This is a genomic window from Sinorhizobium sp. P24N7, from assembly GCF_042436655.1.
GTDB lineage: Bacteria > Pseudomonadota > Alphaproteobacteria > Rhizobiales > Rhizobiaceae > Sinorhizobium > Sinorhizobium meliloti_A.
In genome coordinates this window covers 111328-129378 of the sequence record NZ_JBHMIW010000012.1, presented here as the reverse complement: position 1 = coordinate 129378, position 18051 = coordinate 111328, and the positions used below count along the sequence as shown (strand labels likewise).

Genomic DNA, 18051 nt, shown 5'->3' with positions numbered 1-18051 from the left:
GAGCGAACACCAGAATGTTAGTTTTCTAACACGATATTTGTTAAACTTTCATCATTTCCGCCGCCTGTCAAGGCTGGTTGCGCGCGCTCATACTTTTCCAGGCACAGGCGTCAGCGCGGTTTCGCCGTCTTCCGTGATAAGCGACCGGAAAGCACCGGGTGGAGCAAAGAAAGCCGCCTTCAGCTTGCCGAGCTTGCTGCTGTCGGCGACGAGGTAATTCTCGCGCGCCAGCGAAATCACCTTTTGCTTGACCGGCACCTCGTGGAAATGAACGCAGGTCGCTCCCCTCGCCGGGTCTATCCCGGCCGCCGAAAGAAAGGCGACATTGATGCCGAGCTGGTCGAGCGTCTCGATGCCGGGCGCACCGGAAAACGAAGCCGACGACGGGTGATAGACGCCGCCCAGCATTACCATGCGGAGATTTTTCTTCCGCGTCAGCCTTTCGGCCGTGTTCAGGGAATAACAGATCGCCGTAATTGCGTAATCGTCCGGTATCAGCTCGACCAGATATTCCAGCGTCGTACCACAATCGATGAAAATCGTCTCATCCGGGCGAATGTGCCGGGCGGCATGAATGCAAGCCTGCCGCTTGGCGGCGGCGTGACTGTCGGCCGCGCGGGCAAGTTCGTAGGGCGCATCGCTCTCGATCTCGGCGGCCGGGACGATATGGCCGCCCAGATATCCGAACAGCCCAGGATGGTCGGCGACATCACGGCGGACGGTCATTTCCGATACGCCGAGCAGCGCCGCCGCCTCTTTCAGATGCACGACGCGCCGCGCCGAAAGCGCGTCGGACAAGGTGGCGATGCGTGTTTCCCTGCGGCTGGCCATGGCTCTTCCAAATTATAAAGAAAGCATTTTGTGCAATGTTAATCTGTGAGAAATATCACAGGACTGCCTCGGCCCGCAAGCGATCCGCCGGGGCGAAGCTGGACGGACGAGCTGGCCTATGGGCTCGTGCTTCAAGGCACACTGGGCGCCGCACAGCCATAGGGTGTCCCCTGAACTCGCCGTTTCCTCGATTGACAACGCCCGGCGAAGGTTGAAAGAGTGATGTACAATCGAAGCGGCCAGCGTCGGGGGGACTTTTGTCTATGCGCGCGTTTCTCGGTCTTTCCACTCTTCTCTTCACACTCGTTTCCCTGGGGATGCCGATCGCAGCGGCCGAGCCGGAACGCCGGATCGAGATTACCAATGATGCCGACTATTTCGGCTTCGATCTGCGCACCGAGCAGAACGTATCGCTCGACCAATGCCAGAGTGCCTGCATCGCCGACCGCTCCTGCAGGGCCTTCACCTACAATCCAAAGGTGAAGTGGTGCTTCCTCAAGTCCGACTTCAACCAGTTGAACACGTTCCCGGGGGCCCTCGCCGGCAAGGTCGTCGAAACCGCCGCGGGCGAAGCCGACATCGGGGCACCGCCGCGCCTTGACTTCGTCTCGGACGACCTCCTTCAGCAGGCGCGCGATGTAAAGGCGAATCTCGTTCTGGCCGACGAGCAGCAGGGTTTCGGGGTCAACGGCCTCATCGAGGCGGCGCGCAGCGAGTTGACGGCCGGCAACTTCGTCGCCTCCCTCCAGGCCTTCCGCGGTGCGCTTGCGGTAACGCCGGATGACAGCGCGTTGTGGCTGGAGGCGGCTGAGGCCGCCAACCGGTATACGGGCGGCACGGACCTGGCGAGCGAAGCCGCCCTTGCCGCGCTTAACGGCTATCAACTGACGCGGACCGCGCAAAGTCGCGCGCATGCGCTGGCTATTCTCGCCCAGGCGCTCGACAAGCTGCAGAACTATCGTGCCGCGCTCCGGGCCTACAAAGCGAGCCTCGAACTCGTGCAGGCAAAGTCGGTCGAGACGGCTTATCTCGATCTCAAGGCACGGCAGGGCTTTCGGGTCACCGGCCACACGGTCGATGCAGACAGCGCCAGCCCCCGCGCCTGCGTGCAATTCTCCGAGCCGCTACTGAAGAACGGTCCCGATTATTCCTCCTTCGTAACCCTCGATGGCGCCGCGCCGAAGGCGGTGGAAGCCAAGGGCAGCGAAATCTGCGTCGAAGGCCTGGCGCATGGCAAACGTTACAAACTCGTGCTGAGGCAGGGCCTGCCCTCCTCCGTCGAGGAAGTCATCGAGATCCCCATCAGCCTCGACGTGTACGTGAAGGACCGCGGGCCGATGGTCCGCTTCACCGGCGACAGCTTCGTTCTGCCTTCGACTGCGCGGCGCGGCATTCCGATCGTCTCGGTCAATACGGAAAGCGCCAAGCTCAAGCTCTACCGTATCGGCGACCGCAACATCTCTTCGCTGCTCACGAGCTCCCAGTTCCTGACCCAACTCGACGGCTACAGCGAGGAGCGCATCAAGGACGAGAGCGGCGAGCTGGTCTGGCAGGGCAGCATCGACATCGCCACCGAGCTTAACAAGGAAGTGGTGACGAGCTTTCCGGTCGACGAGGCTCTGCCGCAGCGCAAGCCCGGCGTCTACGTGCTGACGGCGAGCTCCGGAACCGGGCTTACACAGGATTGGGACGCCCGCGCCACGCAATGGTTCGTCGTGTCCGACATCGGCATATCGACCTTTGCAGGCACGGATGGGCTTACCGTCTTCGCGCGTTCGCTTGCGAGCGCCAAGCCTCTTGCAGAGGTCGAATTGCAGCTGGTCGCCAAGAACAATGAGGTGCTCGGGACGGCGACGACCGATGCGGAAGGGCGCGCAACCTTTTCCGCCGGACTGATCCGCGGCACGGCCAGCATGACGCCGGCGGCGATCACCGCCCGAAAGGGTAGCGACGACTACGTGTTCCTGGACATGACGCGCGCCGGCTTCGACCTTTCCGACCGAGGCGTCACCGGACGCGCCGCACCGGGTGCGATCGACGTCTTCGCCTGGACGGAACGCGGCATTTATCGCGCGGGCGAAACCGTTCATGCCGCAGCGCTCACCCGCGACGTCAACGGTGCCGCGATCGAGAAGTTGCCGCTGACCTTCGTTTTCCTGCGCCCGGACGGCGTCGAGGACCGCCGCCTCGTCAGCGACGGCGGCAAGCTCGGCGGGCACACGCTCGATCTGCCGGTCCCAGAAAATGCGATGCGCGGCACCTGGACGATGCAGATATTCACCGATACGAAGGGCTCTGCGATCGCCGAGAAGCAGTTCCTCGTCGACGATTTCGTGCCGGACCGCACCGAGTTCGACCTGACGAGCGAGGCAGAGGCGATCGAGGTCGGCACCCCCGTCGAAATCGCCGTCGACGGACGCTACCTCTACGGCTCACCCGCCGCGGGCCTGACGCTGGAAGGCGAAATTGCCGTCAGGCCGACACGCCGGAGCGAGGCGTTCAACGGCTATTTCTTCGGCCTCGCTGACGAAGAGGCAAGCGAGGACACGCGCCTGCCGCTGGAAGGTCTGGAGCCGCTCGATGAAAACGGCAAGTCGGTTTTCGACGTCGATCTGACCGAGGTCCCCGGAACGACGCAGCTGCTCAACGCCAGTGTGACGGTTCGCATGCGCGAGGCCGGCGGCCGCGCGGTCGAGCGCACATTGACCCTGCCGGTGAAACCCGAGGGTCCGATGATCGGGATCAAGCCGGAGTTCTCCGGAGACCTCGCCGAAAATTCTGTCGGGAAATTCCACGTCATCGCCGTCGACGCGGACGGCACCAGAACCGCGATGCCGGGTCTCCCCTGGAGGCTGATCAGCGTCGAACGGAATTATCAGTGGTATCGCGACGGCACCGCCTGGAAATACGAGCCGGTCGTCTCCACGAAACAGGTGGCGAGCGGCTCGGCCGACGTGACGGAGGACGGGGCTGAAATTTCCGTCCCGGTCGGCTGGGGCCGTTATCGGCTGGAGATCGAGGCGGCAGCCCTTGACGGGCCGGCTTCGAGCGTTGAGTTCGATGCGGGCTGGTACGTCGAGGCCTCCTCGACGGAGACCCCGGACGGGCTGGAGATCGCACTCGACAAGGAAAACTATGCGGTCGGCGAGACGGCGAAGCTCAAGGTTTCGCCGCGCTTCGCCGGCGAACTGCTGGTGACTGTCGGCACGGAAACCCTGGTGACGACGAAGACCGCGGCCATTGCCGAAGCCGGCGGCGAGGTGGAACTGCCGGTGACGGCCGAATGGGGTACGGGCACCTATGTCACGGCGACGCTTTACCGCCCGGGCGAAGCGCAGGAGAGCCGCATGCCCATGCGGGCGATCGGCATCAAGTGGCTGGCCGTCGATCCCGCGGATCGAAAGCTCGCCGTCAGCCTGGACGCGCCCGAGAAGACCGAGCCGCGCCGGCCGCTCGATATCGGCCTTCAGGTCCGGGGCGCCGGCGCCAACGAAGACGCCTATGTCACGGTTGCCGCAGTCGATGTCGGCATCCTGAATCTGACGCGCTACGAGGCTCCGGACCCGGACGGATGGTATTTCGGCCAGAGGCGGATCGGGCTCGAGATGCGCGATCTCTACGGACGATTGATCGACGGCTCGCTCGGCGCGACCGGCCGGCTGCGCACGGGCGGCGACGGCGGACAAATGCCGCTCCAGGGCAGCCCCCCGACCGAAAAGCTCGTCGCCTTCTTCTCGGGCGCCATCAAGCTCGACGCCGAAGGCATGGCGAATGTTCGATTCGACATTCCGCAATTCAACGGAACGGCACGGATCATGGCGGTCGCCTGGACGAAGTCCGGCGTCGGCCATGCCGTGAAGGACGTGGTCATCCGCGATCCGGTCGTCGTGACCGCAAGCCTGCCGAAGTTCCTGGCGCCGGGAGACCGGGCCGAATTGCGGCTCGATATCGCCAACACCGACGGGCCGGCGGGCGATTATCAACTGCAGGTCACGACCAACGGCCCGGTCACCGTCGAACAGACAGCGGCCGAAATGGTGAACCTCGGCGCCGGCGGCAAATCCGCTCTTACCCTGCCGCTCGCCGGACAGTATCCGGGAGACGGTCTCGTCACCGTCAGGCTATCGAACGCCTCGGGCCTGTCGCTGGAGCAGACGCTGAACATTCCTGTCCGCCCGGCAGCCCTGCCGGTCACTCAGCGTCATGTCGTCAATGTCGCCGCCGGCAGCAGCCTCACGGTGGACGAGCAATTGCTCGCCGACAGCCTGCTGCAGGGCGCTTCGGTCAGCCTCAACGTGACGCGTTCGGCCGCCTTCGACGTGCCGGCGCTTCTGATGACGCTCGACCGCTATCCCTATGGCTGCGCCGAGCAGACGACGAGCCGCGCCTTGCCGTTGCTCTATCTCAGCGAGCTTGCCAAGCAAGCCGGGCTTGCCGACGAAGAGGGCGTCAAGAAGCGCGTGCAGGAGGCGATCTATCGGGTCCTTGCCTATCAATCCTCCACCGGCAGCTTCGGCCTTTGGAGCCCCGGCTCCGGCGATCTCTGGCTCGATACGTACGTCACCGATTTCCTTACCCGCGCGCGGGAGCAGAAATTCGACGTGCCGGAACAATCGATGGTGCAGGCGCTCGAAAACCTGCAGAACGCGCTGAGCTACGAGACCAACGTCAAGGACCGCGGCAACGAGATCGCCTATGCGCTCTATGTCCTGGCGCGCAACCGCAAGGCCGCGATCAGCGATCTGCGTTATTATGCGGACACGATGCTCGGCGATTTCCCGACCCCGCTCGCCAAGGCCCATATCGCCGCGGCGCTCGCGCTCTATGGCGACGCCCGGCGCTCGCAGGATATCTTCGCGGCCGCGGCCAACATGTCGACTGGGCTCGTCGCTGTCAGCCTCGCCCGCTCCGACTACGGCTCTTCGCTTCGCGACGGCGCGGCCGTGCTGGCGCTGGCAGCCGAGAGCCGGCCCGTGCCGCCGATCATTCCCGAGCTTTCCAGGGTCGTCGCCCGGGAATGGCAGCAGGCGAGATACACGAGCACCCAGGAGCAGACCTGGATGCTCCTGGCCGCACGCGCAATCCAGGGAGGCGACGAAGACATGAGGATCGAGGTCAACGGCGCAGCGCGCACGGGCAGTTACGCCGCCCGCATGACCGGCGATGCGCTGATCGAGCATCCGGTCGTTATCCGCAACGAGGGCACCGACATGGTCTCCGCCGTCGTGACGACGGTGGCGGCGCCAGCCCAGCCGCTCTCGGCCGGCGGCGAAGGCTTCTCCATCGAGCGGAGCTATTACACGCTCGAGGGAACGGCCGCTAATGTCAGCGAGGCCCGGCAGAACGAGCGCTATGTCGCGGTGCTGAAGGTGACCGAGAGCAACGACTGGCCGTCCCGGGTGCTTATCACCGACCTCCTGCCCGCCGGATTCGAGATCGACAATCCAAGCCTCGTCGACAGCGCCCAGCTTTCGAATTTCGAATGGATCGGCCAGGTCGAGGCTGCCCATACCGAATTCCGCAGCGACCGCTTCGTGGCCGCCTTCGACCGTTCGGCTGGCGACAACCGCGAAATCACCCTCGCCTATGTCGTACGCGCGGTGACGCCCGGCACATACGACCATCCGGCCGCGAGCGTGGAGGACATGTACCGGCCGCAATTCTCGGCGCGCACGGCGACGGGACGCATGGAGGTGCAGGCAGCCCAGTAGGACGCAGGATGATGTTCTCTCTGCGGAAGTCGAACCGCAAAGGCATTGGGGCAGCAGCCCTACGCGACCCATCCAGACGCGGCCGGGCGATCGTCGTCGTATCCCTCGTCCTGATCCTGTCCGCTCTCGCAGTCTTCACCCTCGAATGGGCCGACAGGGCCTTTCCGCCGCCGCTCTCCGAGGCCGAAACGGTCTCGGCCGAAGTTCTCGACAGAGACGGCCACCTCCTGCGCGCCTTCGCGACCAAGGATGGCCTGTGGCGGCTGAAGACGACCGCGCAGGATGTCGACCCGCGCTTCATCGCAATGCTGATCGCCTATGAGGACCAGCGCTTTCGCGAACATCACGGGGTCGATCCGTTGGCGCTCGCTCGTGCCGCGCTGCAGTTCATCACCAGCGGCCATGTCGTTTCCGGCGCTTCCACGCTCTCCATGCAGGTGGCGCGGCTTATCGAGCCGCGGGAGAGACGCACGCTGGCGGCGAAGCTTCGGCAGGTGGCGCGCGCCATCCAGATCGAACGGCGCCTCGGCAAGGACGAGATTCTCGATCTTTATCTGACCCATGCGCCCTATGGCGGCAATCTCGAGGGCGTGCGCGCGGCAAGCCTCGCCTGGTTCGGCAAGGAGCCGCGCCGCCTCTCGGCTGGAGAGGCAGCACTGCTCGTCGCGTTGCCGCAACTGCCGGAAAGGCGCCGGCCCGACCGCAATCTTGCCGCTGCCGAAGCAGCCCGCAAACGCGTGCTCGCCCGCGCCGCGGTCGCCAGGGTGATCGGCGAAGGCGAAGCGGAGCGGGCGGCGATGACCGCCATACCGACGCGCCGGCTGCAGCTTCCCGCCCATGCTGCCCATCTCGCCGAGGCGGCGCGACGGAAGCATCCGGCGGAGCGCAGGCATCCGACAACGCTTAGCCGCAATATCCAACGGGGCCTCGAAGGCGTCGCCCGCGAAGGTGCTGCAAGGCTCGGCCCCAAGGTGTCGGTCGCCATGGTCATGGCCGATAGCAGGACCGGCGAGATCGTCGGCGAGGTTGGCTCGGCCGACTATTTCGACGCAAGCCGCTCGGGCTGGATCGACATGACGCGGATCACCCGCTCCCCCGGATCGACGCTGAAACCCTTCATCTACGGTCTTGCCTTCGAGGAGGGCCTCGTCAGCCAGGAGACGATCATCGAAGACCGGCCGGCGGACTTCTTCGGCTACCGGCCGCGCAATTTCGACATGAGTTATCAGGGCGACGTCAGCGTGCGTGAGGCGCTGCAACTGTCCCTGAACGTGCCGGCGATCCGCCTGCTCGATGCCATCGGTCCGTCGCGCCTGATGGTGCGCTTCCGGCGCGCCGACGTCAGGCCGAAATTGCCGCCGCACGAGGCGCCGGGGCTTGCGATCGGCCTCGGCGGCGTCGGCATCACGCTTCGCGAGCTCGTGCAGCTCTATGCGGGCCTGGCGAACCAGGGCTGGCCGGTGCGCCTCGGCGACGGCATCGAAGGCGTGCCCGGCCCCATCGACGGCGAACCGCTCCTGTCGGCGGTCGCCGCCTGGCATGTCGCCGACATACTCTCCGACGTGCTGCCACCGGCGGGAAGCCGCCGGCACGGCATCGCCTATAAGACCGGCACCAGCTACGGCTATCGCGATGCCTGGTCCGTAGGCTTCGACGGCCGCTATGTGCTCGGTGTCTGGGTCGGCCGGGCCGACAATGGCGCCGTGCCCGGCCTGACCGGTTACGGTGCGGCGGCGCCGATTCTCTTCGAAGGATTTGCCAAGGCGGGGATCGCGATAACACCCCTGCCCGGCCCGCCCGCGGGCGCCGTCCGGCTTGTTCAGGCCGATCTGCCGATCAGCCAGCGGCGCTTCTCGGTCACGGCGAACGGGCTGCTTTCGGCCTCGGCCCGTGAAGCGGCGCCGCAGATCGTGTTCCCGCCGGAAGGCGCCCGCGTCGAGCTTGGCGCGCATGGGGACGGCGAGATCACGCCCTTGACGCTGAAGCTCCAGGGCGGCCGGGCGCCCTTTCGCTGGCTTGCCAACGGCCGCCCGCTACCCGACGTGACCCGACGGCGCGTCAGCCAGTGGCTGCCGGATGGCGGCGGCTACTCGACACTCACGGTCATCGATGCGCTGGGGCGTGCCGCCAGCGTACGCGTCTTCGTCCAGTGAAACGAACGGACCCTCCAGGCGACCGCCGGTCCGCCTCCTTTACGCCCTTTGCGCAGCCTTGACGCTATCGCCTTGCGGCTCGCGGGACGGCGATGCCATGACGAGCGGCATGCCCGCTTCAAGGCAAGCGGCGATGAAGGCTTCCCGCGCCACTGCCGCCGGCGTCATCCGGTTCAACGCCCGCCGACAGGTCCGCACCGCCCGTTCGTAGCGTTCGCCCTTCCTGAGCGGCCACTCGTTTTCCAGAAAGTCGAGAGCCTCGTAAACGGAGGCAAAAGTGTGCGTCAGACCGTTGGAAAGGCGCACGGTGAGAGGGATCGTCCAGGGAATCTGTTGCTGCTAGAGCCCGCTTCGGCGCATCCCCGCGATTAAGCGACCTATCGGTCCGGCGTAATCAACGTTACAGTCGGGAAATGCTTCCGATACCGCCCCGTATCCCTCGTCAACAGATCCAACCGGTCGACGGCGGCATGCGCGCCGATGAAGAAATCCGGCAGGACGCCAGTGCGCTGTCCACCTGCCTTGCGATATTTCAGGAACACCTTGCCAGCCAGAAAAAGCGCCGGCCGCGGCATGGCGGCGATATCGATCCCGGCTTCCGACACAAACGCATCCAGTCGCTCGATCTGCTCGTAGCGCACCGCAAGTTCGGCATAGACGACATCATTGATCAGAAGCGGCCCGCGCAACGTCGCGGCTTCGAGTTGCCCGATCGACCAATCCGCCCAGGTCGGATCGTCGGTCACCACATCGAGCAGGACGTTCGTATCGACGAACGTCACTCGTCACCGCGCGTCAGCGCCATGATGGCATCGGTGCTCAAACCCTTCCCGGAATGGCCGCGCAGCTTGCTGAAGCGGCTCGCAGGCCGCTTCTCATCCGCCCGCGTCAAAACCACGGTGCCGTCTGCGGCACGCAGAAAATCCACCCGTGTTCCCGGCACGATGCCAAGGAAGTCCCGCACCGGCTTCGGGATGGTCACCTGACCTTTTGTCGTCACCGTCGCGCTCATCATCTACCTCGGTAAGGAATGCTTCATTTCAGGTATTACTTTACACGTTCGATTTCAAGAACGGAGCGTGCAAGCATGCGCTCGACGAGCGATAGGGCCTCGTCGAGCACGGCTTCCACATCGGGAAACGCCCCCTCCCAACTGCGCGCCCGGCCAGCGATCACACGCAATTGCTCGCGCGTACAGCCGCAGCATTTACCGGCGTCGCGCGTATCTGGTAGCAGATCATCGTCCGGCCCCCGCCCGGAGGCCATTTCGTCGTCTTAACAGACGTTTCGCGTCGCCGAAATGAAGACGGCGCCGCGGCGCGCATGCCGGGGTCTGTGCATGATGACCTGATCCTCCCGCTTTACGCCGTTTGCGCGGCCTTGACGCTATCGCCCTGCGGCTCGCGGGCCGGCGGTGCCATGACGAGCGGCATGCCCGCTTCAAGGCAAGCGGCGATGAAGGCTTCCCGCGCCACTGCCGCCGGCGTCATCCGGTTCAACGCCCGCCGACAGGTCCGCACCGCCCGTTCGTAGCGTTCGCCCTTCCTGAGCGGCCACTCGTTTTCCAGGAAGTCGAGGGCCTCGTAAACGGAGGCAAAAGTGTGCGTCAGACCGTTGGAAAGGCGCACGGTGAGAGGGATCGTCCAGGGGATCTCATTGAGAAGCATTTTTCCTCCTTTCCTATGCCGTCAATGAACTGCACGCCCGCTGCACTCTCACGGGTCGAACGAACCAGGCAGCGCTGCGAGGTGCCGTATTGATCTCTGCGCGTCTCGAAAACGTATCGCGCTCACCAGATATTGGAGCGGAAAAGGTAAATTCAAGAACCTCGATCAGCGGCTTGAGCCCTCGTTCGAACGGCCGGTTTTTGCGGCCACCACCGGCCCGGAGCAACGGACGAAAATCGATGCCCGGAGACCCTTGAAACCCGGCTTCGAATGACTAAATCGGGTGCGAGAGCCGCCTGTAAGGGGCTCGCAGTCGAGGAGCTCCGTTCTCTTCGGCGCTCCTCATCGTCCATGTTGCTCAAGGAGGATATGGCTATGAGAACAAGCTTCGATTTCTCGCCGCTGTCGCGCTCCAGCGTTGGCTTCGAACATCTGTTCGATCTCTTGGATTCCGCAAGTCGCCTGGCGCCTAACGACAACTGGCCGCCCTACGACATTATGCGGGTCGGTGAGAACCAGTACCGGATCGCAATGTCGGTAGCGGGCTTCGCCCCGGACGAGATCACCATCACGCACGAGCAGCAGATGCTGACCGTTACCGGTGCGAAAACCGGGGAAGACGACACCGAGTATCTCTACCGCGGTATTGCCGCCCGCAACTTCGAGCGTCGCTTCCAGCTCGCCGACTTTGTCAGCGTCACCGGCGCCAACCTCGCCAACGGCCTGCTCAAGATCGACCTCGTCCGTGAGCTTCCCGAGCAGATGAAGCCGCGTCGGATAGAGATACATCAGGCAGAGGCATTGCCGGCCGGCGAGGCCTCGAAACAGATCGAAGGCGAAAAGCACGCAGCGTAGCTGCGCATGCCAATCGCACCGAAGCGCCGGCGGACGCTGACGCTTCGGTTCCGGAATGGGAGCGGGAGAGGCCGCAAGACGCCACACCCCGCTCCTAGTGCAAAGAAAGGAACGGACCGATGAATGTACGTGATCTCATCCCATGGGGCCGCGCGCAGGGCCAGGTGCCGGCTTCCTATCGCGACAACGACCGAAATCCCTTCCTGGCGCTCCACAGGGAAATGAACCGCCTGTTCGACGACGCCTTCCGCAGCTTCGAAACCCGCCTGCCCTTCAGCGGCCTTACGGGTCTTGCAGGCGGCTGGCCGAGCGTGGAGGTCTCCGACCGGGATAAGGAAATCAAGGTGACCGCTGAACTGCCGGGTCTCGAGGAAAAGGATGTCGAACTGTCCTTGTCCGAGGGCGTGCTGTCGCTGCGAGGCGAAAAACGGGCAGAGACCGAGGACGAGGAAAACCAGTTCTCTGAGCGATATTACGGTCGCTTCGAACGGCGCATTCCGCTCGGATACGAGGTGGATGAAAGCAGGGTGAATGCGACCTTCCGCAATGGCGTCCTGACGGTGACCCTGCCGAAGACGGAGCAGGCCCAGTCGAAAGCCAAGCGCATTGCGATCAACGGGCGGTAGTTGCCTGTTGCGGTCCCCGCCGTCGGCGAAGGCCCTTCACCCGCCTGCCGGCACCTGCTCCCCACAGGCGGGGGCGAAGGGGTTCGCGGCACCTTCCCCGTCCCTCGCGAAGCTCACTATCTAAATGGGCGAGCTGCCGGCAGGCGGATGCGGGCCTGCTGCACGCTTCCTTTGATCGTACTTTCAGCTATGCCGTCGCCAGTGCCCTCACGGCCTCGGCCTTCGTCTCCCGCCGGCCGCTCTTCATCGGCTCGCCCGCCACATATACCTCGGCCACCGAGCGGTCGTCGCCCATGGTCTGCAGAATGAAGAGCTCTTCGGCAAGCGTCGAGGCAACCTGCATCCTGAGCTCCATGGCCGGCTTGGCGCGGCTGTCGAGAACGACGATGTCCGCATCCGCGCCAGCATGCAGCGAGCCGATCCGATGTTCAAGATCGAGCGCGCGCGCATTGCCGAGCGTCAACATGTAGAAGGAATTGAGCGGCGAGAGCCGCTGGCCCTGCAGGTGCAGCACCTTATAGGCTTCGTCCATCGTTTCCAGCATCGAGAAACTCGTACCGCCGCCGACATCGGTCGCAACCGCATGGCGTGCGCCGAGCCTGTCGAAACGATCGCGATCGAAGAGCCCGCTGCCGAGGAACAGGTTCGAGGTCGGACAGAAAACGCCGACCGCCCCGGTCTCTGCGAGGACCGATATCTCGCGGTCGCTCAGATGGATGCAATGGCCGAGCAGAGTCTTGCGGCCGAGCAGCTCGTAGCGCGCATAAATGTCGGTATAGTCCTTCGCTTCCGGATAGAGCGAGGTGGCGAAAGCGATCTCGTCCCGGTTTTCGGACAGGTGGGTCTGAACGTAGCAATCCGGATGCTCGGCAGCGAGCACGCGGCTCACCTCCATCTGCTCCGGCGTCGAAGTGATCGCGAACCGCGGGCTGATCGCATAATGCGCGCGGCCGCGGCCGTGCCACCTGACGATGAGCGCCTTCGTCTCGTCATAGCCCTTTTCCGGCGTGTCTTGCAGCGCGTCCGGCGCGTTGCGGTCCATCATCACCTTGCCGCCGATCATCAGCATGTTTCGCTCTTCGGCCGCGGTGAAGAAGGCATCGACGCTTTCCGGATGCACAGAACAATAGGCAACTGCGGTGGTCGTGCCGTTGGAGAGGAGTTCGTCCATGAAGCGGCCCGCGATGAAGGCGGCGTGCTTGGGCGACTTGAACTTCTGCTCCTCGACGAAGATATAGGTGTTCAGCCATTCGAGGAGCTGCGCACCGTAGGAGGCGATAGCCTGTGTCTGCGGGAAATGCAGGTGCGTATCGATGAAACCGGGCAGTACGAGGTGCGGCCGATGATCGGCGACCTCTACGCCGGGCCCCGCCTGCCTCGCTATGTCGCCGTAAGGGCCGAGGCCCTCGATCTTGCCGTTCCTCACGAAAACGGCGCCGTCCTCGAAGTAGCGGTAGGAGCTGGCATCGTCGATGCTCTCGGGTTCCTTGACGAAAGTCAGCACGCGGCCGCGGATCAAGAGATCGTTCATTGGACCTTTCCTTCCTTTACGGTCGTCTCGTACCAGGAGGCGATAAGCTGGCGTTCCTCCTCGGTGATGCCGGTGACGTTGGCAGGCGGCATGGCATGCGATCGCCCCGCCTGCAGGTAGATTTCGCGGGCATGCGCGACGATGTCGCGGTCGGCTTCGAGAACGACGCCCTTCGGCGGCACGATTATGCCTTCCCATCCGGGCTCGCGCGCATGGCACATGGAACAGCGGCCAAGCACGGTATCGCGCACTTTGGAAAAGTCCGGCGACGCGACGACGGCCTCGACGGCCGTCGAAGCCCTGGCCTCTCCGCCTTCGGAGAGAACCTTGGGCACGGTGGAGAGCCACATGATGGCGATGAACAGAAGCACCGTCGCGAGCCATGTCCAGGTCGGGCTGCCCTTGTTGGCGTGGCGGGTGTTGAACCAGTGACGGATCGTGACCCCCATGAGGAAGACCAGCGAGGCGATGATCCAGTTATACTGCGTGCCGAAGGCGAGCGGATAATGGTTCGAAAGCATCAGGAACAGCACGGGTAGCGTCAGATAGTTGTTGTGCGTCGAACGCTGCTTCGCCTGCTTTCCGAGCGCAGGATCGGGCGTACGGCCTGCGATCAGGTCGGCCACGACTTTCTTCTGGTTCGGGATGATGATGAAGAACACGTTGGCCGACATGATGGTCGCCGTGAAGGCGCCGAGATGGAGATAGGCAGCCCGGCCCGTGAAGAGCTGGGTGTAACCCCAAGCGACGGCGACGAGGATGAAATAGAGCAGCACCATCAGCTGCGTATTGTCGTTGCCGAACGGCGAACGGCAGATCGTGTCATAGGCAAGCCAGCCGAAGCCGAGCGAGGCCAGCGAGATGGCGATGGCCATCGGCTTGGAGACGTCGAGCACGTTCGGATCGATGAGGTAAAGGTCCGCGCCGGCATAATAGACGAGCGCAAGCATGCCGAAACCGGAGAGCCACGTGACGTAGGACTCCCACTTGAACCAGATCAGGTGCTCCGGCATGTTTTCCGGCGCAACCAGATACTTCTGGATGTGATAGAAGCCGCCGCCATGCACCTGCCATTCTTCGCCGTAGGCGCCGACCGGCATGCCCGGACGCTGCTTCAGCCCCAGGTCGAGCGCGACGAAGTAGAAGGATGAGCCGATCCAGGCTATGCCGGTGATGACATGCAGCCATCTCACCGCAAATGTCAGCCAATCCCAGGCGATGGCATACTCGTACATTGAGTTCTCCCCATTTCTCTCGCGCTCATTATGTGTCATTGCTTGGGGAGGCGGGAACGGCGCCATCGCACCAACTCTTTCAAAAAAAACTATAAAATCGAAGAGGGGCCGGAGCGCTACGTTCGCGCCGGAAGAGCAGAGGCGGAAGCATGTCCTATCTCGATAATGTGCGTGTGTTCGTGCGCGTCGTGGAACTTGGAACGCTGTCGGCAGCGGGCCGCGATCAGCGCGTCACGCCGGCGGTTGCCAGCAACAGAATCAAGGAGTTGGAGCGGCATATGGGCGTGCGCCTGTTCAACCGCACCACCAGAAAACTGACGCCGACCGAGCACGGACGCGTCTTCTACGAAGGCGCGGTAAAGATCCTCGAAGCGGTGAACGAGGCGGAGAGCGCCATCGCCGATCTTTCAAGAAATCCGAAGGGAGCGCTGAAGATCACCGCCCCGCTCGGCATCGGCCGGCGGCTGATCGCGCCCGGCATACCGGAGTTTCACGACCGCTACCCGGATATCGAGGTGCGGTTGCGCCTCTCCGATCATAATGTCGACATCCTTGCCGAGGGCGTCGACATCGCCTTCAAGCTCGGCATACTCGAGGATTCGAACCTGCGCATGCGCGGCATCATGAACTGCGACCGCGTGCTCTGCGGGTCGCCGCGCTATTTCGAAAGGCGCGGCATCCCCTCGTCGCCGGACGACCTCCTAAGCCACAGCCACGACTGTCTTCTGCTGCGCTATCCCGGGTCGAAGGAGTATTACTGGACCTTGCAGACACCGGATGGCGTCCGCAAGTTCGAGGTCGGCGGTCCTTATGATTCGGATGATGGCGACGTGCTCACCCAGTGGGCGCTTGACGGACGCGGCATCGTCAACAAGCCGCTCTTCGAGGTGAAACAGCATATCGACGAGGGCTTGCTCGTCCCGGTGCTCGAGGAGACGCCGCCGCTCGGCGCCCAGCTTGCGGCGATCTACCCGCACAAGCGCTTCCAGGATCCGAAGGTCCGGCTGATGATCGACTTCATGGCCGAGCGCTGTCAGCGGCTGATCGGCAAAGTGCTTGCCGAGCCTCATGAGGTGCAGGAGCGTTCAAGCGCTTGAGCGCAGCGCCCTCAAGGCACAAGCACGACCTTACCGATCGTTCGGCGGCTCTCGATCGCCCGGTGTGCGTCCGCTGCCCGATCCAGCGAAAAGCGGCTGTCGATCGCGACCGTCAAGGCGCCCTCTTGCGCCCGGTTGAAAAGCTCGGTGAGATCCGCCTTCAAGCCGGCGAGGTTCAAGAGCGGCAGTAAGGCGAAGCCGCGCAGGGATTGGTTCAGTGCGAACATCGATTCTGCTTGCCGGGCGCTCAACGCAAACCTGCCGAGGGCCCCGAAAACCAGCTCTCCCGCCGGTGCCAGCAGATCGATCGCAGCGCCGGTAAATTCGCCGCCGACGAAATCGTAGAGAATGTCGACTCCGCCACCGTTCAAAGCCCTCCTGAGCGTTGCCGTCCAATCAGGGGCCGCATAGTTGATGCCGACGTGAGCACCCATCGAACGGGCGAAGTCGAGCTTTTCCTCCGAACTCGCAACGGCAACGATCGTCCGCGCACCGCCTTTCCTTGCCAATTGCACGAGCAGTGAACCTACACCGCCTGCCGCAGCGCTGATCAGCAGCGTTTTGTTCTGCAGCGCGCTTTGCCGGACGAGATAAAGAGCCGTGAGGCCCTGTACCATCATGGCAACAGCCGCTTCGAAGGAAAGTCCGTCCGGGATCGGCACCAGCATCGCGGCCTCGACCGCCACATATTCGGCATATCCGCCGGTACCCCGCCCATGAGCGAACATCGGGGCCGCGACACGACTGCCGACGAGATCTTGAGGAAGATCCTCTCCGACCGCTGCGACGACGCCGGCGACCTCCACACCCGGGATCATCGGCAGTTCGGGCGTGACCGCGTAGCGGTCCTGCCGCATCAGAACCTCGAAATAGTTGACGCCGACGGCACCCACGCGGATGAGCGCCTCGCCTCTGCCCGGGCTCGGTGTAGGGACATCGACGCTTCGGAGCACGTCTGGCGCCCCGAAGCGGCGAAATTCAATGGCCTTCATAAGAACTTACCTCGAAACTGTTGGTTTGCGCGGTTATTTAGGGGTAGTCTTCGGACCGCATCTACACACTCTTTCGTTCCATACTGACCGATGGGTAACCATGGCCGAGATCATAAAGAAATTGCCGGTGCTGCCCTCCGAGCGCGCACTCAAGGTGATCTCCGGACGCTGGAAAGCCATCATCCTCTACCATCTGTTCGATAGGCCGAAGCGGCTTTCCGAGTTGCGAAGGCTGATACCCGCCGTCAGCCAGAAAGTGCTGATCCAGCAGCTCCGCGAAATGGAGGAGCATGGCCTCGTACACAGGCAGATTTTCCGCGAGATACCGCCGCGCGTCGAATATTCTGCGACGACGCTCGGCCTCAGCCTCGAGCCAGTCCTGCTGGCACTCTGCGAGTGGGGTCAGCGCCACACCGCCGAACTGAACGAGGCCGATCGCGTGACAGACTGCGTGATCCGCCCGCGAAAGGGCGACAACCGGCCTATGCCTTGATCGATCTCTGGCTCTTCGGGGCGAGCGCGCGAGGCTGCAGATGGCGGTTCAGCGCCGCGGTCATTATCTCGGCCGCGGCAAGGGCTGCGATCACCGGCGGCCGCTTGTCCTTCACCACCGTACCGCCGATCGGGCAAACCAGCCTCTCGAAAAGCTCAGGACGATTGACCTCTCGCGACAGCCAGTTCTTGAAAGTCGCGCACTTCGTCTTCGAACCGATCATGCCGACGTAACTGGCGTCTTCGCGCCCGAGCGCCTCAGCCGCGATCAGGAAGTCGAGTGCGTGATCGTGGGTGAGGACGACGAAGGCGCTGCCCGGGGGCGCGTCGCGCACGACGGCTTCGGGCATTGCGGTCAGGCAGGTCTCGATACCCGGCACGTCGGCGGCCGAGAGTTCATGTTCGCGGGTGTCGACGAGAACGGTCCTGAGCGGCACGTGCGACAGCGCCATGGCGAGCGCGTTGCCGACGTGGCCGGCGCCGAAGATATAGACATGCGGCCGATGCGCGATCTCATCGTCGCTGCGCTCGATGAGTGTCGCACGCGTGTCCGCATCGACCTTTTTGAAGGAAAGCGCGACGTGGCCGCCGCAGCATTGGCCGATCTCCGGGCCGAGGGGGATCGCCAGTCGAAGATCCGCCTTCGCCCCCTGAACGAGTTTCCGCGCGTGGTCGATCGCCATGAATTCCAGCTGTCCGCCGCCGATCGTGGCGAAGGTGCGGTCTTTTGAAACGAGCATCCAGGCATCGGTATCGCGCGGCGTCGAGCCTGCCGCGCTCGCCACCTCGACAAGCACGCAGGCGCTTTCACGGCTCAGGAAATCCCGGATGTCTTCTCGGCGCGCCATCTCAGTCATCCAT

At 63.8% G+C, this 18051-nt stretch carries 16 protein-coding genes; 6 read left to right on the top strand and 10 right to left on the bottom strand.

What is annotated here, in order from left to right:
- Positions 1-87 precede the first annotated feature (87 nt).
- Positions 88-831, bottom strand: a complete 744-nt coding sequence (locus ACFHWW_RS21420) for a DeoR family transcriptional regulator (protein WP_018097046.1) — start codon at positions 829-831, stop codon at positions 88-90.
- A 263-nt stretch (positions 832-1094) separates the two neighbouring features.
- On the opposite strand from ACFHWW_RS21420, the gene ACFHWW_RS21415 reads away from it, so the two are divergent.
- Together ACFHWW_RS21415 and pbpC are read left to right on the top strand one after the other, a co-directional pair.
- Entirely contained in the window at positions 1095-6542 is a 5448-nt protein-coding gene (locus ACFHWW_RS21415) for an alpha-2-macroglobulin family protein (protein WP_379940687.1), read from the top strand.
- 8 nt (positions 6543-6550) lie between these two features.
- A complete protein-coding gene (gene pbpC / locus ACFHWW_RS21410; RefSeq protein WP_379940685.1) occupies positions 6551-8695 on the top strand; it encodes a penicillin-binding protein 1C in 2145 nt (714 codons plus the stop codon).
- A gap of 39 nt (positions 8696-8734) precedes the next feature.
- Here the strand turns inward: pbpC and ACFHWW_RS21405 are convergent, their stop codons facing one another.
- From ACFHWW_RS21405 to ACFHWW_RS21385, 5 genes are all read right to left on the bottom strand, one after another.
- Positions 8735-9001 (bottom strand): DUF982 domain-containing protein, encoded by a 267-nt coding sequence (locus ACFHWW_RS21405; RefSeq protein WP_379940683.1) that lies wholly within the window; start codon positions 8999-9001, stop codon positions 8735-8737.
- A gap of 71 nt (positions 9002-9072) precedes the next feature.
- Positions 9073-9477 (bottom strand): type II toxin-antitoxin system VapC family toxin, encoded by a 405-nt coding sequence (locus ACFHWW_RS21400; RefSeq protein WP_379940681.1) that lies wholly within the window; start codon positions 9475-9477, stop codon positions 9073-9075.
- Positions 9474-9707 (bottom strand): AbrB/MazE/SpoVT family DNA-binding domain-containing protein, encoded by a 234-nt coding sequence (locus tag ACFHWW_RS21395; RefSeq protein WP_379940679.1) that lies wholly within the window; start codon positions 9705-9707, stop codon positions 9474-9476. The genes ACFHWW_RS21400 and ACFHWW_RS21395 overlap by 4 nt, the downstream gene beginning before the upstream one ends.
- A 35-nt stretch (positions 9708-9742) precedes the next feature.
- Complete coding sequence (locus ACFHWW_RS21390) at positions 9743-9961, bottom strand: hypothetical protein (RefSeq protein ID WP_379940677.1); 219 nt, start codon at positions 9959-9961, stop codon at positions 9743-9745.
- Positions 9962-10056: 95 nt separating this feature from the next.
- Positions 10057-10362, bottom strand: a complete 306-nt coding sequence (locus ACFHWW_RS21385) for a DUF982 domain-containing protein (RefSeq protein WP_018097049.1) — start codon at positions 10360-10362, stop codon at positions 10057-10059.
- 375 nt (positions 10363-10737) lie between these two features.
- Between ACFHWW_RS21385 and ACFHWW_RS21380 the strand changes: the two genes are divergently transcribed.
- Together ACFHWW_RS21380 and ACFHWW_RS21375 are read left to right on the top strand one after the other, a co-directional pair.
- Positions 10738-11217, top strand: coding sequence for an Hsp20 family protein (locus ACFHWW_RS21380; RefSeq protein ID WP_275599763.1), 480 nt, complete (start codon positions 10738-10740; stop codon positions 11215-11217).
- 119 nt (positions 11218-11336) lie between these two features.
- Positions 11337-11843, top strand: a complete 507-nt coding sequence (locus tag ACFHWW_RS21375; protein WP_379940674.1) for an Hsp20/alpha crystallin family protein — start codon at positions 11337-11339, stop codon at positions 11841-11843.
- A 187-nt stretch (positions 11844-12030) separates the two neighbouring features.
- On the opposite strand, the gene guaD is transcribed toward ACFHWW_RS21375, so the two are convergent.
- Positions 12031-13374, bottom strand: a complete 1344-nt coding sequence (guaD, locus tag ACFHWW_RS21370) for a guanine deaminase (protein WP_379940672.1) — start codon at positions 13372-13374, stop codon at positions 12031-12033.
- The gene (locus ACFHWW_RS21365; RefSeq protein ID WP_379940670.1) at positions 13371-14609 is read right to left on the bottom strand and encodes a urate hydroxylase PuuD; all 1239 of its coding nucleotides are present in this window, start codon (positions 14607-14609) and stop codon (positions 13371-13373) included. The genes guaD and ACFHWW_RS21365 overlap by 4 nt, the downstream gene beginning before the upstream one ends.
- Positions 14610-14758: 149 nt before the next feature.
- Here ACFHWW_RS21365 and ACFHWW_RS21360 point away from each other — a divergent pair, with 149 nt between their 5' ends.
- A complete protein-coding gene (locus tag ACFHWW_RS21360; protein ID WP_018097054.1) occupies positions 14759-15706 on the top strand; it encodes a LysR family transcriptional regulator in 948 nt (315 codons plus the stop codon).
- Between the two features lie 11 nt (positions 15707-15717).
- Here ACFHWW_RS21360 and ACFHWW_RS21355 read toward each other — a convergent pair whose 3' ends face one another.
- Positions 15718-16698, bottom strand: a complete 981-nt coding sequence (locus ACFHWW_RS21355; RefSeq protein ID WP_379940668.1) for a zinc-binding alcohol dehydrogenase family protein — start codon at positions 16696-16698, stop codon at positions 15718-15720.
- A 100-nt stretch (positions 16699-16798) separates the two neighbouring features.
- Here ACFHWW_RS21355 and ACFHWW_RS21350 point away from each other — a divergent pair, with 100 nt between their 5' ends.
- On the top strand, positions 16799-17191 hold the full coding sequence (locus ACFHWW_RS21350; protein ID WP_379940666.1) for a winged helix-turn-helix transcriptional regulator: 393 nt from the start codon (positions 16799-16801) through the stop codon (positions 17189-17191).
- On the opposite strand, the gene xdhC is transcribed toward ACFHWW_RS21350, so the two are convergent.
- A complete protein-coding gene (xdhC, locus tag ACFHWW_RS21345) occupies positions 17181-18038 on the bottom strand; it encodes a xanthine dehydrogenase accessory protein XdhC (RefSeq protein WP_379940795.1) in 858 nt (285 codons plus the stop codon). The genes ACFHWW_RS21350 and xdhC overlap by 11 nt on opposite strands.
- Positions 18039-18051 lie beyond the last annotated feature (13 nt).

Coding starts and splice junctions, on each gene's coding strand:
- guaD (WP_379940672.1), bottom strand. CDS start 13,374: ATGAACGATCTCTTGATCCGCGGCCGCGTGCTGACTTTCGTCAAGGAA.
- ACFHWW_RS21380 (WP_275599763.1), top strand. CDS start 10,738: ATGAGAACAAGCTTCGATTTCTCGCCGCTGTCGCGCTCCAGCGTTGGC.
- ACFHWW_RS21395 (WP_379940679.1), bottom strand. CDS start 9,707: ATGAGCGCGACGGTGACGACAAAAGGTCAGGTGACCATCCCGAAGCCG.
- ACFHWW_RS21375 (WP_379940674.1), top strand. CDS start 11,337: ATGAATGTACGTGATCTCATCCCATGGGGCCGCGCGCAGGGCCAGGTG.
- ACFHWW_RS21390 (WP_379940677.1), bottom strand. CDS start 9,961: ATGGCCTCCGGGCGGGGGCCGGACGATGATCTGCTACCAGATACGCGC.
- ACFHWW_RS21360 (WP_018097054.1), top strand. CDS start 14,759: ATGTCCTATCTCGATAATGTGCGTGTGTTCGTGCGCGTCGTGGAACTT.
- ACFHWW_RS21415 (WP_379940687.1), top strand. CDS start 1,095: ATGCGCGCGTTTCTCGGTCTTTCCACTCTTCTCTTCACACTCGTTTCC.
- ACFHWW_RS21365 (WP_379940670.1), bottom strand. CDS start 14,609: ATGTACGAGTATGCCATCGCCTGGGATTGGCTGACATTTGCGGTGAGA.
- ACFHWW_RS21355 (WP_379940668.1), bottom strand. CDS start 16,698: ATGAAGGCCATTGAATTTCGCCGCTTCGGGGCGCCAGACGTGCTCCGA.
- xdhC (WP_379940795.1), bottom strand. CDS start 18,038: ATGGCGCGCCGAGAAGACATCCGGGATTTCCTGAGCCGTGAAAGCGCC.
- ACFHWW_RS21385 (WP_018097049.1), bottom strand. CDS start 10,362: ATGCTTCTCAATGAGATCCCCTGGACGATCCCTCTCACCGTGCGCCTT.
- ACFHWW_RS21420 (WP_018097046.1), bottom strand. CDS start 831: ATGGCCAGCCGCAGGGAAACACGCATCGCCACCTTGTCCGACGCGCTT.
- ACFHWW_RS21350 (WP_379940666.1), top strand. CDS start 16,799: ATGGCCGAGATCATAAAGAAATTGCCGGTGCTGCCCTCCGAGCGCGCA.
- pbpC (WP_379940685.1), top strand. CDS start 6,551: ATGATGTTCTCTCTGCGGAAGTCGAACCGCAAAGGCATTGGGGCAGCA.